Origin of the sequence: Dyadobacter sp. Leaf189, assembly GCF_001424405.1 — a bacterium.
Classification (GTDB): domain Bacteria; phylum Bacteroidota; class Bacteroidia; order Cytophagales; family Spirosomataceae; genus Dyadobacter.
Window position 1 is genome coordinate 783,276 of record NZ_LMPS01000001.1, and the last position, 12,620, is coordinate 795,895.

At 44.3% G+C, this 12,620-nt stretch carries 14 protein-coding genes; 10 read left to right on the top strand and 4 right to left on the bottom strand.

Going from position 1 to position 12,620, the window contains the following annotated elements:
- Positions 1 to 4 precede the first annotated feature (4 nt).
- The 7 genes from ASG33_RS03450 to ASG33_RS03480 all read left to right on the top strand — a co-directional run bounded on the left by ASG33_RS03450 (position 5) and on the right by ASG33_RS03480 (position 7,094).
- A complete protein-coding gene (locus tag ASG33_RS03450) occupies positions 5 to 520 on the top strand; it encodes a DUF4199 domain-containing protein (protein WP_056280329.1) in 516 nt (171 codons plus the stop codon).
- A gap of 32 nt (positions 521 to 552) precedes the next feature.
- A complete protein-coding gene (gene gldF, locus ASG33_RS03455) occupies positions 553 to 1,281 on the top strand; it encodes a gliding motility-associated ABC transporter permease subunit GldF (RefSeq protein ID WP_056280331.1) in 729 nt (242 codons plus the stop codon).
- A 240-nt stretch (positions 1,282 to 1,521) separates the two neighbouring features.
- Positions 1,522 to 2,067, top strand: coding sequence for an RNA polymerase sigma factor (locus ASG33_RS03460; protein WP_229238548.1), 546 nt, complete (start codon positions 1,522 to 1,524; stop codon positions 2,065 to 2,067).
- The gene (locus tag ASG33_RS03465) at positions 2,064 to 2,978 is read left to right on the top strand and encodes an anti-sigma factor domain-containing protein (protein WP_056280333.1); all 915 of its coding nucleotides are present in this window, start codon (positions 2,064 to 2,066) and stop codon (positions 2,976 to 2,978) included. The genes ASG33_RS03460 and ASG33_RS03465 overlap by 4 nt, the downstream gene beginning before the upstream one ends.
- 86 nt (positions 2,979 to 3,064) lie before the next feature.
- The gene (locus ASG33_RS03470; protein WP_056280336.1) at positions 3,065 to 4,783 is read left to right on the top strand and encodes an FAD-dependent oxidoreductase; all 1,719 of its coding nucleotides are present in this window, start codon (positions 3,065 to 3,067) and stop codon (positions 4,781 to 4,783) included.
- A 56-nt stretch (positions 4,784 to 4,839) separates the two neighbouring features.
- Entirely contained in the window at positions 4,840 to 5,049 is a 210-nt protein-coding gene (locus ASG33_RS03475) for a DUF2442 domain-containing protein (RefSeq protein WP_056280339.1), read from the top strand.
- A 293-nt stretch (positions 5,050 to 5,342) separates the two neighbouring features.
- Positions 5,343 to 7,094, top strand: coding sequence for a hypothetical protein (locus ASG33_RS03480; RefSeq protein WP_157474546.1), 1,752 nt, complete (start codon positions 5,343 to 5,345; stop codon positions 7,092 to 7,094).
- Positions 7,095 to 7,144: 50 nt separating this feature from the next.
- Here the strand turns inward: ASG33_RS03480 and ASG33_RS25915 are convergent, their stop codons facing one another.
- From ASG33_RS25915 to ASG33_RS03490, 3 genes are read right to left on the bottom strand one after another with little or no spacing between them, the layout of a single operon-like run.
- Positions 7,145 to 7,303, bottom strand: coding sequence for a hypothetical protein (locus tag ASG33_RS25915; protein ID WP_200942717.1), 159 nt, complete (start codon positions 7,301 to 7,303; stop codon positions 7,145 to 7,147).
- Positions 7,290 to 7,874: a zeta toxin family protein gene (locus ASG33_RS03485; RefSeq protein ID WP_056280345.1), complete on the bottom strand. Its 585-nt coding sequence runs from the start codon at positions 7,872 to 7,874 to the stop codon at positions 7,290 to 7,292. The genes ASG33_RS25915 and ASG33_RS03485 overlap by 14 nt, the downstream gene beginning before the upstream one ends.
- Before the next feature lie 14 nt (positions 7,875 to 7,888).
- Entirely contained in the window at positions 7,889 to 8,311 is a 423-nt protein-coding gene (locus tag ASG33_RS03490; protein WP_056280348.1) for a helix-turn-helix transcriptional regulator, read from the bottom strand.
- Between the two features lie 350 nt (positions 8,312 to 8,661).
- Here ASG33_RS03490 and ASG33_RS03495 point away from each other — a divergent pair, with 350 nt between their 5' ends.
- Both ASG33_RS03495 and ASG33_RS03500 read left to right on the top strand, forming a co-directional pair.
- Positions 8,662 to 8,922: a hypothetical protein gene (locus ASG33_RS03495; protein ID WP_056280350.1), complete on the top strand. Its 261-nt coding sequence runs from the start codon at positions 8,662 to 8,664 to the stop codon at positions 8,920 to 8,922.
- Between the two features lie 76 nt (positions 8,923 to 8,998).
- On the top strand, positions 8,999 to 9,670 hold the full coding sequence (locus ASG33_RS03500; protein ID WP_056280353.1) for an outer membrane beta-barrel protein: 672 nt from the start codon (positions 8,999 to 9,001) through the stop codon (positions 9,668 to 9,670).
- Between the two features lie 19 nt (positions 9,671 to 9,689).
- On the opposite strand, the gene ASG33_RS03505 is transcribed toward ASG33_RS03500, so the two are convergent.
- Complete coding sequence (locus ASG33_RS03505; RefSeq protein WP_056280356.1) at positions 9,690 to 10,283, bottom strand: Uma2 family endonuclease; 594 nt, start codon at positions 10,281 to 10,283, stop codon at positions 9,690 to 9,692.
- A gap of 184 nt (positions 10,284 to 10,467) precedes the next feature.
- Between ASG33_RS03505 and ASG33_RS03510 the strand changes: the two genes are divergently transcribed.
- Positions 10,468 to 12,588, top strand: coding sequence for a 2'-5' RNA ligase family protein (locus tag ASG33_RS03510; protein WP_082489076.1), 2,121 nt, complete (start codon positions 10,468 to 10,470; stop codon positions 12,586 to 12,588).
- Positions 12,589 to 12,620: the final 32 nt, after the last annotated feature.

Sequence of the window (12,620 nt, forward strand, 5' to 3'; positions counted from 1 at the left end):
AACCATGGAAGAAAAAACATCTACTGCGCGGGTGGCTTTGAAGTACGGCGTGCTGGCTTCGGTCGTCATCATGATCTACACCACCATCATCAATGTGGCCGGTTTGGGGCAGAACAAGCTGCTTTCGTCGCTTTCATTTGTATTCATGATCGTCGCCATTGTGTTGGCAATGAAGAATTTCAGGGAGCAGAACAAGGGTTTTATGAGCTATGGTGAAGGCCTGGGAGTAGGATCACTTCTGTCGGCGGTAATGGGGCTTCTGAGCTCCGCCTTTACGATGTTTTACATTCAATTCATTGACAAGACAATGCTCACGCAGAGCATGGATCAGGTGAGGGAAGATATGGAGCGGAAAGGAATGGACGATGCGCAGATTGACCAGGCGATGGAGCTTTCGCAGAAATTCATGTCTCCCGGAATTGTGTTTGTAATGGGGGTACTGGGTTATGTGGTGACCGGATTTATAATTTCCCTGATCGTAGCTGCAATAATCCGCCGGGATAAACCCGTTTTTGAATAACTTTTAAAAGTTGATATCTTAAAATAAAGACAGTGTTTGCAATTTTCCGGAAAGAAATTGGCAGCTTTTTTAATTCGCTGATTGCCTATATGGTGATGGTCGTGTTCCTCACTGCGATCGGGCTGATCGTCTGGGTTTTCCCGGATTCCAATATCCTCGACTACGGTTATGCAGATATGGGCTCGTTTTTTCGCCTCGCACCTTACGTGCTCTTGTTCCTGATCCCGGCGATTACCATGCGATCCATTGCTGAGGAAGCCCGCAACGGTACACTTGAACTGTTGCTTACGAAGCCTGTCACCAACGCAGACCTGGTAATCGGCAAGTTCCTGGCCAACTGGAGTCTTGTTTTACTTACATTACTACCAACACTGATCTATTATTACAGCATTTACCAGCTGGGTAGTCCGGCAGGGAATATTGACTCAGCCGCAGTTGCGGGATCTTACATTGGATTGCTGTTGTTCAGTGGGGCGGTAGTTGCAATGGGCTTGTGGGCATCTTCGCTCAACGACAATCAAATCGTAGCATTCATCCTGGGTGTATTCATCGCGTTTATCTGGTACGTTGGTTTCAGCGCGGTGTCTCAGATGCTCGGTACGGGCATACTTTCAAAGCTGTTTTTATGGGTAGCGCTGGATGAGCAATACCTCGCGCTCGGCAAGGGACTGGTTGACTCCCGCAATGTCATTTATCTGCTGAGCCTCATTGCTTTCTTCCTTGTTCTGACCCTCTGGCGCGTCGAAAAGCTGAGAAAGTAAAAGCTTTGAAAATCAACATGCATCGTTTGATCTAACCGCGTGTATTTGATCGTATATGATTGAAAACACACTAACATGATCGCCTTTTATTTAACACCCGACTCTCCTTCTGAACATGTGCAATCCGGCCGTTTGAGGAGGCGGCCGGGCGTGACAATAATTTACAATCGCGCAGACTGGTTCTTGGGAAATTTCGCTAGATTGCCAGTAAGTAATGCACAATTAACTATTAAGCGACTCTTGGCGACAAGCAAGGTAAAATACTCGGAAGAGGAACTCGTGCTGGCTCTCAAAAGGAATGAGAAGGTGGCATTTGATTTCCTGTACGACCATTACTCGGGCGCTTTGTTTAATATCATTTCAAAAACATTAAGGGACGAGGAGAAAGCCGCAGATGTGTTACAGGAATCCTTCGTTAAAATCTGGAAGAATATAGCTTCATACAATCCGGAGAAAGGACGGCTGTTTACATGGATTATGAACATAGCGCGTAACGGCGCGATTGACGCGGTGCGGGTGGAAGGTAGAAAGCCGGCAATGGATGATATTGAAGACATAGCGGTGAGGAATGAAAAAGACGCGTACGAAGATTTACAGACAACGAGTTCGGATATGAAGGCAATCATAGATATGCTTCGTCCCGAGCGAAAAATTCTCATTGACATGGCTTATTTCCAGGGGTACACTCATGAAGAGATTTCCGAGGAGCTGAGCATTCCGCTGGGCACGGTTAAATCGAGGATCCGAACCGCGTTACAAGAGTTAAAACAATACTTTGCAGCATGAATATCCAAGCATACATAGAGTCCGGCATATTGGAAGAATATGTATTGGGCACTGTTTCTCCTCAGGAAAAACAGGAGGTCGAGTGTATGTCTCATATTTATCCGGAGATCAAGGAAGAGTTGATGAGAACTGAGAATGCTTTGGAAGAATATGCATTGAAACATCAAACACCGCCTCCGGCTTCATTGAAAGAATCGATTTTCGCTATGATGAACTTCGATTCGGCTGGTGAAATAAATAATGACACGCAAAACGGTGATACTACCGGCACTCAGGAAGAAGTAAGAGCAAACGACAGCATCGAAGCACCCAGGGTTATGGAGACTGATGGTGGCAGGGTAATAGGAGACGCGTTTGAAAGGGTAGTGGTTGAGACGAGAGAAGTAACTCCGCTTTGGGCGAAAGTTGCAGCTGCGGCTGCTATTCTGCTGGCGCTTTTTGCAGGCTGGTCAGCCACGCAGATCAGCGGCTATAAGAGCAGTAACGAGCAGCTGGCTGCCGAAGTCGGCAGTATGCGTGGCGAAATGGAAGGAATGAAAAACAATCTTGCCTATACAGAGTCGCTTGCGGGAATGTACCGGAACCCACAATACAAGGTGGTCAAAATGGCCGGTATGCCGAAGTCTCCGGAAAGCAGTGTGGCGGCATTCTGGAACCAGCAGACGAACGAAGTAATGCTAGATGTGCAGAACCTGCCTGTTGCACCTGCCGGGAAGCAATATCAACTGTGGACGATTGTAGATGACAAGCCGGTGGATATAGGAATGCTTGACAAGGATTTCGCCGGGAAAGTACTTAAGATGAAAAGCACCAAACCTGGCGCAGTTGCATTTGCCATTACCTTGGAAAAAGAAGGCGGCGTACCTTCGCCAACAATGGAGGAAATGTACGTAATGGGTAAAGTGAGCTGATTTTCGCATCGTGCACGTTGCTTCGACCGCCCGGCGGCCCGGTGCGCTCAGCATGATAAGGCATTTTTAACTAGTAAGTGTAAACAATGAAGCGTCGTAATTTCCTAGGTAACATCGCACTGACAGGTGCATTCGTAAATACAATTTCAGAAGGTTCGGCTAAACAGTCCGAACCTTTTTTGCATAACAGCAAGTCGCAGGAAACCCTAACTGCGGATTTGATAGTCGCCGGCGGTGGACTCGGCGGCTGCGCCGCCTCGCTCGCCGCTTTGAGAAACGGATTAACCGTAATCCTCACCGAAGAGACCGACTGGATCGGCGGGCAGATTTCCCAACAAGGCGTCCCGCCGGACGAGCATCAGTGGATCGAAACGCACGGCGCGCCGAAAGCTTACCGCGATTTCCGCAATGCGATACGGGAATATTATATCAAACATTATCCCCTCACCGACGAAGCCAAAAGCCGTAAATACCTCAATCCGGGCGATGGGGCGGTGTCGCGGATTTGCTGTGAGCCGCGTGTGGCGGTGGCGGTGCTGAACGAAATGCTGGCGCCTTACATAAGTTCCGGCAGGCTTACGCTCCTCACCGAGCACAAAGCCGTTTCGGCCGAAGTGCAGGGCAACTGCGTGAAGTCGCTCGATGTCGTGAGCACGCGCACGGGCCGGCGGGTTACCTTGTCGGCGCCGTATTTTGCCGATGCCACCGAGCTGGGCGACCTGCTGCCGATAACCGGCGCCGAGTTCGTCACCGGCACCGAGTCCAAAGCCGAAACCGGCGAGCTCCACGCCCCCGAAAAAGGTAACCCCGACAATGTGCAGGCATTCACGATGTGTTTTGCGATCGACTACCGGCCGGGCGAAAACCACGTCATCGAAAAGCCCGCCGAATACGATTTCTGGCGAAACCACGTCCCTAAAATGAGCAAACCCTGGTCGGGCAAGCTGCTGGACCTGGCGTACTCCAATCCCAAAACCCTCGAACCGAAAATGCTGGGCTTCCACCCCGAGGGCATCAAAACGGGCGACGCGCTCAACCTCTGGCTGTACCGCCGCATTATCAGCCGCCAGAACTTCACGCCCGGCACCTACGCGGGCGACATCACGATCGTCAACTGGCCGCAAAACGATTATATGCTCGGCAACCTCATCGGCGCCAGCGAAAAGGATTTCCGAAAGCACATCGACCGCGCCAAACAGCTCAGCCTCTCGCTGCTTTACTGGCTGCAAACCGAGGCTCCGCGCCCCGACGGCGGCAAAGGCTGGCCCGGCATCCGCCTCCGGAAAGACATCATGGGCACCGACGACGGCCTCGCCAAATACCCCTACGTCCGCGAATCGCGGCGCATCAAGGCACTTTTCACCATCAAGGAAGAGCACGTCGGCGCCGTAAACCGCGAAATGGCCGTCACAAACGGCGCGCCCGGCGACAAAACCAAAGCCGCCTTCTTCCCTGACAGCGTCGGCATCGGCTACTACCACATCGACCTCCACCCCAGCAGCGCCGGCGACAATTACATCGATTTCGCCTCCCTGCCATTCCAAATCCCCCTCGGCGCCCTGCTGCCCATACGCATGGAAAATCTGCTTCCCGCCAACAAGAACATCGGCACCACGCACATTACAAATGGCTGTTACCGCCTGCATCCGGTTGAATGGAGCATTGGGGAGGCTGTGGGGTTGTTGGTGAAGTTTGCTTTGGGGGAGAAGGTTGCGCCGAAGAAAGTGCGGGAGGATAAGGATTTATTGGAGGGGTTTCAGGGGTTTTTGGTGGGGGAGGGGGTGGAGTTGGAGTGGAAAGTTTGAGATGAATTAGGTAAAATACCGATCATGTTCATCATTGCTAAAATGGAAAGAGTATCATGGAAATTGAAGTGAAAAAAGTTTGGTTTGCGGATGATCATATATTTATCCAAACCGTATCCGGCGAAGAGCGCAGCCATCCTTTAAAGTGGTTCCCGAAATTATTAAATGCGTCTATTGACGAGAGGGAAAGCTACGAATTATCTCCTTTCGGAATTCATTGGGAAAAGCTTGATGAAGATTTGAGTTTTGAAGGGTTCTTTTCCTAGGCAGGAGACGCTACACAATTGCACGACATTGTAAGCTTAAGCTACTATTCATATCGACCTTCTCCCAAGCAGCATTGGCGACGATTACGTCGACTTCGCCGTCTTTCCAAATTGCGCTGTGTCGCACGATCGATACTCATCACCGGGTACATGGAAAGCAAAGTACATGCTTGAAGATATTGGCCGTTGGCATTGAATTCACAAGTAAAAATTGAAGAGTTACAGCTTATAAGTCAAAATCCCACAGCCTTAATGATGTATTAACTCTCCTTTGTTTTAATGTAGTTATGAGCATGAACTTTACTCGTATAAATGACGGACATGTGTGTAAATGTCTCAGAAATTGTGTTGAAAACTACGAAGATCTATTTCTCAGACGTATTGATAACAAAAATAAGCTGCACATTAGAGACTTTCGAACGCATCACGAGAGAAATAAAACTAGCGAAGGAGGATGTGATAATTTGTGTGGAAACCGGGGTCTTTCTATCGAAATTTTTAATGAGGAAAGTTTAGCAGCGACAATAAACCAGATACAAGTTACCCGCCAATTTAATCCGCAATCTAGTAGAAAGCACGTAGCAATATTCAGGTTGAGAGAAGGTGCGGGAATTGTTAAGCATACCCCGAATCAAATTGTATATAATAAAAATCACTACGACCTGTTTAAATCTGACGAATTTAGCCTTGATTTTGAGCCGTGGACAAGTTTATTCCTGTTGAAGATGTTTGAAATAGACGAAAAATATAAGCAGGAAAAGGAATCCGATATTTTTACCATAGCGGATAATTATCAAGTTTTTCATTTTGATGAATTTCCGATTCTTTTCTCGGGAACCAATATCTATGGAAATAGAATTTTAGGTTCATTGATTAGTGAGGACGAGGATGGATATCTCTTTCATTATATGCATTTTTTGGTCACTGATAAAGAATATGTCCTTTTTACGAAAGGAGTAAGTACTTATCGTGATCTTTTATTGAAAAAACAATTGATTTACATTGTTGAGAAAACCATCAATGGAGAATTGAATCAGAACTTTATCATTGATGTGAATTTAATTCCTGCCGAATATTTACCATTAGAAAAATCTTTTTGTCCTAATGTTCAAAGTGTTCTGGGCCTAAATTATTCATTTAGTCTTCAAGGTAAGCTCGCCGACGTGTATTCAGCTATTCCGAAAGTGGCGGCTTCGATAACTACTAGCATTGAAAGTATCTTCTTGAATCTTCTTAAACCACTTAATATACCAAGCATTGATCCTAAATTGCTTCTCACGGTACCATCAGAGGGAAGCTTTAAAATTAACTTTCGGATAACAGTCGATCGGAAAGGGCAATTACCTCTATTTTTTGGCAATCAGGACGAGAGTATTCAAGAATATGTTCAAAACTTCATTGAATACCTTTTGAATGATTTTACTTCTGAGACAGAATTGCTATTAGAGCGTGAAGCTAATCTAAACAAAGTCGATTTTGAAGATCTAGGGATAGACAAAGAGTCGAAATATTCAAAGAAGATAACCTCGAAACTAGCTAATGTTTACCAATCAATTGGTCTTCCTTATTCCAAATCAGCGGAGCAGAAAACAATGAGTTCTATACTCAAATCAGTTGATCATCTTGATAAAATTGGTGAAGAGATTGGTAAAGGCTTTATTCAAATTGAAGTCCTTGGCCATGATAATAACGATAAAGACATTTCCATAGGATTAATTAATGCTGATTTCGCCGAAGAAATTGTCGAACAAATTCAGTATATAGAAGAATATGGAAAAGTTGTCGAGATTGATGATGAATATCAGCAATACAATTTACAAATCTATGATTTGAACACTGACACACGAAAAGGTACAGCTCATATAAAGAACAAGTATGTCGATGATATTTGGGATAAGCCAAAAATTAAGATTATTGGAGATAGTAATTTAATTAAGTCTACATTTACCGAAAGTTTACACTTAAACAAGTTTATCACTGTTAGTGCCAAAGCAAAAAGCGTTAACGGTAAATTTACTTATATGGACATCCTTTTTGAGCGTTAAACTTGATCTGATCAATTTATATTTTTAAGCTGTTACTAGCTTTGTATTTCTTATTTTTCCCAAGGTTTGATTTTAACAATTTCACTACCTCTCATCACAACAAGCGGAGTACCTTTTTGCTTTTTGAACTCGACAACTTTTTCATGCGTTTTTTTGATTCCCAATAGAATTTTTTCTTGTAATGCCAACTCTTTTTCAATTTCGCTCATACAGATTTCGAAGTTGATTAAATTTCTCTTTTTGAAATACATTTAAACTATAATCTCTTGATCTTTTCGCAATTAATTCTTCATCTTCAAATGAGTTGTCAATTATGAAGGCAAGATCAACTATTGGTAGGTAGATTTCAAATAGATTTTTGATTCCTTTGATATACCTTCTTTCAATCACATCGGGTTCTATATTGTGCCCTCCTTCTGAAACTCTCATCCGTACACGCTCTTTTGCTAGTTCGACATCATTGAGCCAATAGAAAATCAACGTTACTGTAAAACCTTTCTTCTTCGCTTCTTCAATTTTGGGTTTGTAGCTTCGCGTAGACAATGTCGTCTCAAATGCAAAACTGTCATTTCCATTTAGGAGTTCATTTACTCTGCTCAACATGATTCGCCCAGCTTCTAACGCTACTTTTTCGGGTTGAAATGGAGAAACTCCTTTGGCTATTTCATCTGCATTTACAAATTCTTTGCAGTCCAAAATCTCTGGTAATATTGCAAAAGACGCAGCTGTTTTTCCAGCACCGTTACAACCCGCAATTATGTATAGATTCTTTTCTAGCATTGGTTGCAATAAATTCACTTTGCAAGAATCAACCGCTCCAACCTCCCCATCATTTCATCCTTCTCCTTCAACATCCGCTCATAAAGCTCCATTTTCTCCTCATGCAGTCTTCTTATTTCTGCAATTGGATTAACATTAAATGTTGAATGCGGATTACCTAAATAAGCCTGATCGTGAAATGTATTTGAAATGATATTGATCGCCTGATCCTCATCAAAATTCCGAATTGCCTCAGCGGGGATTTTAAGAATAGCGGAAACCTGTTCGAGGATGTCGGCATCGATTTTTTCTTTTTGTTCGAGGAGCGAAACTTTTTGCTGGTTCCACTCGCTGCCGAGCTCGAAAGCGAGCACATCTTGTTTGATTCCGAGCATTTCGCGGAACCGTTTGAGGTTTCGTCCCTCGTGGATCTTCGGGTTGGCGGTAGTATGTGTCATGCGGAAAGGTGTTTGGTTAAAGAGGCAATTTATATAAATCCGGCGGTAAGTTTTTGGGTAATTTACATGGGGAGGCGGTTGGTTACTTGGTGAGATGGTAGGAGGTTTGTGGCTACCGCATCAGCCCTTCGACTGCGCTCAGGGTGACAAGGGTTGGAGAGCTCGCCTTTGTCATGCTGAGCGCAGTCGAAGCATCACGTGCAAGAGGCTTTGTCGCTAGGCCCTTCGACTCCGCTCAGGGTGACAAGGGGTGGTCGCTTCGGGTGACAAAGCTTAGTTACCTCACCTTTGTCATGCTGAGCGCAGTCGAAGCAACATGCATAATGTCACACCTTTAAACCTCACAAAAAATGAACACAAACACACACACAACCCCACCTTCTGACGCAATGTTGCTGGCTTACGGCGAGGAGGTAAGCGAGTTGCTCAGTAGCAGCGCGGTCGAGCGGTGGAAGGAGGAACTCTGGACGATGTTTGGCGGGTATATTCTCGCTCTAAAAGACTTGGGCTACGCTCCCAACCTGAGTAATACGTACTTTTCCTTCAAACAGCTCCTTGATTTTTTCGAGAACGTGGAGCGGATCAGGTTGGGAGAATCTTCTCCTGATTAAAGATGAAAAATTTTAGATGAAAATGATTATATAGCGTTCGAAATCAATGTGTTTTACCTTTTTTTCGAGAACGTGTATGAGAAAGTTGTTTACGATTTTGGCAATGGCGCTTGTTAGCCTTTCATTTTCCGCAAAAGCCCAGAAAGTGGCAGGATGGGAAATCGGCATTCAGGCTGAGTATGGACGTGATTGGTACCACAAAAGCTACGCAGCCGATGTAAATTACGGGGAAGAGGACCTGGATTTTTCTTCGGATCGCTCGTCGGGCGGGGGGATCTATTTTGAAAAATCCCTCAATCCGCGATGGTCTGTGATGGGGCAAGTAGGTTATGCGCAGAAGAAGGTGCATCCGCAACTTTTTCATTATCCCAGCCAAACTACGGCGCATTATTATACCCGCGAACTGCATCACAGGGTTGCGGCGGATGCGGGATTGAGGCTGTACCTGAATCCGGAATCACAATTTAAGTTTTTTGTCGACGGCAAAATAGGAGGAAATGCCTTTATCTCAATCGTCCAACGCGAAGCCCGCGACGGAGACAGAGTTATTAAAGACGTTTTCGGCTTTCAGCGCGTCGCCCCGGTGTCATCAGCTTCTGTCGGTTTCAAATGGTCGCGACTAACCGTTTCGGCGGAGTATAGAGACGATTTGATGGTTTCAAAACGGAGTGACAAGAGAAGCGGGATTTCGGGCAAGGGATTATTTGGGAAAGTTGGGGTGACATTGTTTGAGGGGAAGAGTAGGTAGTATATCAATGGCGGACCTGCTAAACCTCAAAAATCTCTTTCACTAAAAGCTTAAATGAATCGAGCGACTGGGAAGTCAAAGTTTCGGATTCCGTAAAGGGTTTCAGCCCAATATACTTGCCACTTTCATCAAGCACATACACCAGCACAATACGGTCATTCGGCTCCACCAGCCAATATTCCTTCACGCCATTTTCCCGATAGATCTCAAATTTTTCATTCATCTCCTTCTGCGTATTTCCGGGGGATAGAACCTCAATAATCAAGTCTGGAGCACCAATGCAGCCTTTTGCATCGATTTTAGAGGGATCACAAACCACGCAGATGTCTGGCTGTACTACTGTATGGATTTTCGTAGAGTCCGTCTTTTGAGATGGTGTTAGTCTCACATCAAAAGGCGCGACGAAAACCTTGCAAGTGTTGCGATGCAAGTGATTACTAATCTGCCGAAAGATCTCGCCTACATATTGCTGGTGCCTGGTAGCAGGCGCGGGCGACATTTTGAAAATCTTGCCTTTGATCAACTCAATACGCTCATCGAACTGCCATTTGAGGTAGTCGGCGTAGGAGTATGTTTTGTTAAGATCAAGCTGGTCAAGGTCTAATATTTTCATTTGTTATGAATGCTATGGATTGGGATGTGGCGAAAGACAAAATTGAAGTTGTATGCGTTTTTCATAAAAAAAACATGATTTAAGCGTTTTTCACGATAAATAGGTGATATTCACAACTTTGTAACTTGTTAGAAGGACTCTGATGTATAGCATGGCAAGTGCATCGAGAACAAGACATTAAAATATGCATTTTTCACGAGCGATAACCACTTTTCATGGACGAGAAGCACCGGAAGAAGCAGAGTTAGTTGGGTATGGAGCGGTCATTGATACACTCGCCCTGCCGCTCCCTTTACCGGATACCTTGTCACTTATAGGAAGTCGTCATAAACTGTATTCAACCAAAGGTTGGAAAGTCTACACACCCAGACATAAACCATCGGACAGTCTCTACGGGCACCTGGTATTTGCGCTAAAATATGAAGGAGTTAATCTTCTTTTCTTCAAAAAGCTATTTGATGTCATCGGTAGAGAAGGAGTTGAAACTTTAATTAGATCGCAACCAAATGGGCAATACAGTAGGCGCGTTTGGTTTTTGTACGAATGGCTTATGCCGCAGCCGCTCGATGTACCTGATTTGAAGAATGGAAACTATGTGGAATTGCTGAATGAAAATTTACAGTACACTCTTAAAAAGTCTGTGAATGTTCCCCGGCAGCGCATTCGTAATAATTTGCCAGGAACTATTGACTTTTGCCCATTGATATTTAAGTCAGTCAAGCTTGAAGAATACATTGATAAGAATTTGGAGCAGGAAACTTATGAAATGCTAGCAAGCATTCGACAAGACATCTTGCTCAGGATTTCTGCGTTTTTGATCTTAAAAGATTCAAAGTCTTCCTTTTCGATTGAGGGCGAGTCTCCGTCTCAAACACGAGCCTCTGATTGGGGAAAAGCAATTGCCCAGGCTGGAAGTAAAGAGCTTTCATCTGAGGAATTTCTACGCTTGCAGCAGATGGTGCTTGGCGATACAAAAAAGCTCAAGTTGGGATTTCGGAAACAAAATGGTTTTGTTGGTGAGCATGATAAAGTAACAGGCGCACCTAAGCCCGATCATATTTCAGCTAGATGGGAAGATCTAGACTCCCTGCTTAGCGGCCTCTTGGAAGCTGCCAAACTGATGACTGAAAAAGGATATCATCCTGTTCTAATCGCAGCATCGATTGCATTCGGCTTTGTATTTATTCACCCTTTCATTGATGGTAATGGCCGTATTCATCGATATATCATACACCATTTGTTAGCCCGAAACAAGTTTAGTCCCGAGGGGATGATATTTCCTGTTTCAGCTGCTATTCTTGAAAGAATAGGTGAGTATCAGGCTGTCTTAGAGCATTACTCACGTCCGATCTTACCCTTTATTGAATGGGCCATTGCAGCAGACAATAACGTAGAAGTCAAAAATGAAACGACTGATTATTACCGTTTTTTTGACGCTACAAAACAAGCTGAATTTCTATTTGATTGCATTGCCTACACAATGGAGAATATTATTCCGAACGGCATTAAGCAACTGGAAAACCGTGACACCTTCAAAACACGATTAAATGATGATGTTCTAATGTCAGATAAAAAAGTGGAATTGGTTATCAAGTTTTTAGAGCAAAACGAAGGACGATTGTCCCGAAGAGCAGTAGATAAAGAGTTTGATGAATTAGAACACGAACAAATTCAACTTGTCGAAGAGCAATACAAAGAAATCTTCAAAAGGGAACAGCCAGTTAGATACTCTATCGTGATCAGGCCGCCAGCTGACATTATTGAAAAAGTAAAAGGAATGAAAAATGCTTTGAAACAAGCAATTGGCGGCTTCTTCAATAGTGTCAATTCGGAGGCGCATATTACATTGTTTGAATTTCACGCATACGAAAACGATTATCCACTACTGCTTAAAGAGTTCAGAAAAGTAATTGGAGGCCTAGATCCATTTGATATTAAATTGGATGGATTTAAACATTTTCCAACCAACGGCGCATTTTACATTCAGCCTACCATTGATTCATCGAAAGAGATCGTAGCAGCGTCTAAAAAGTTTAAGGAAGAGCTTAACTCAAAGTTTTTGAAGGAGTTAACGGAAGGTTGGATGGAGCTGTTTAAAGTACCCCACATGTCAATTGGCCGAAAACTTCAACCAGAATGGATTGAAATTGCTTATTCACTTTTCACAGAGTTTAAAGCTGAATTTCGCTGCGACAGAATTACAATCAGAAAATTCAATAGTAACAGACGACAGTTCGACGTAATCGATGAATTGCCAATGCTAGGAAAGGGGTTTGCGTCTGATAACCAATTGAATTTGTTCTAACAAAAAAAAGCGAGCAGCGCTCCGCGCCGCTC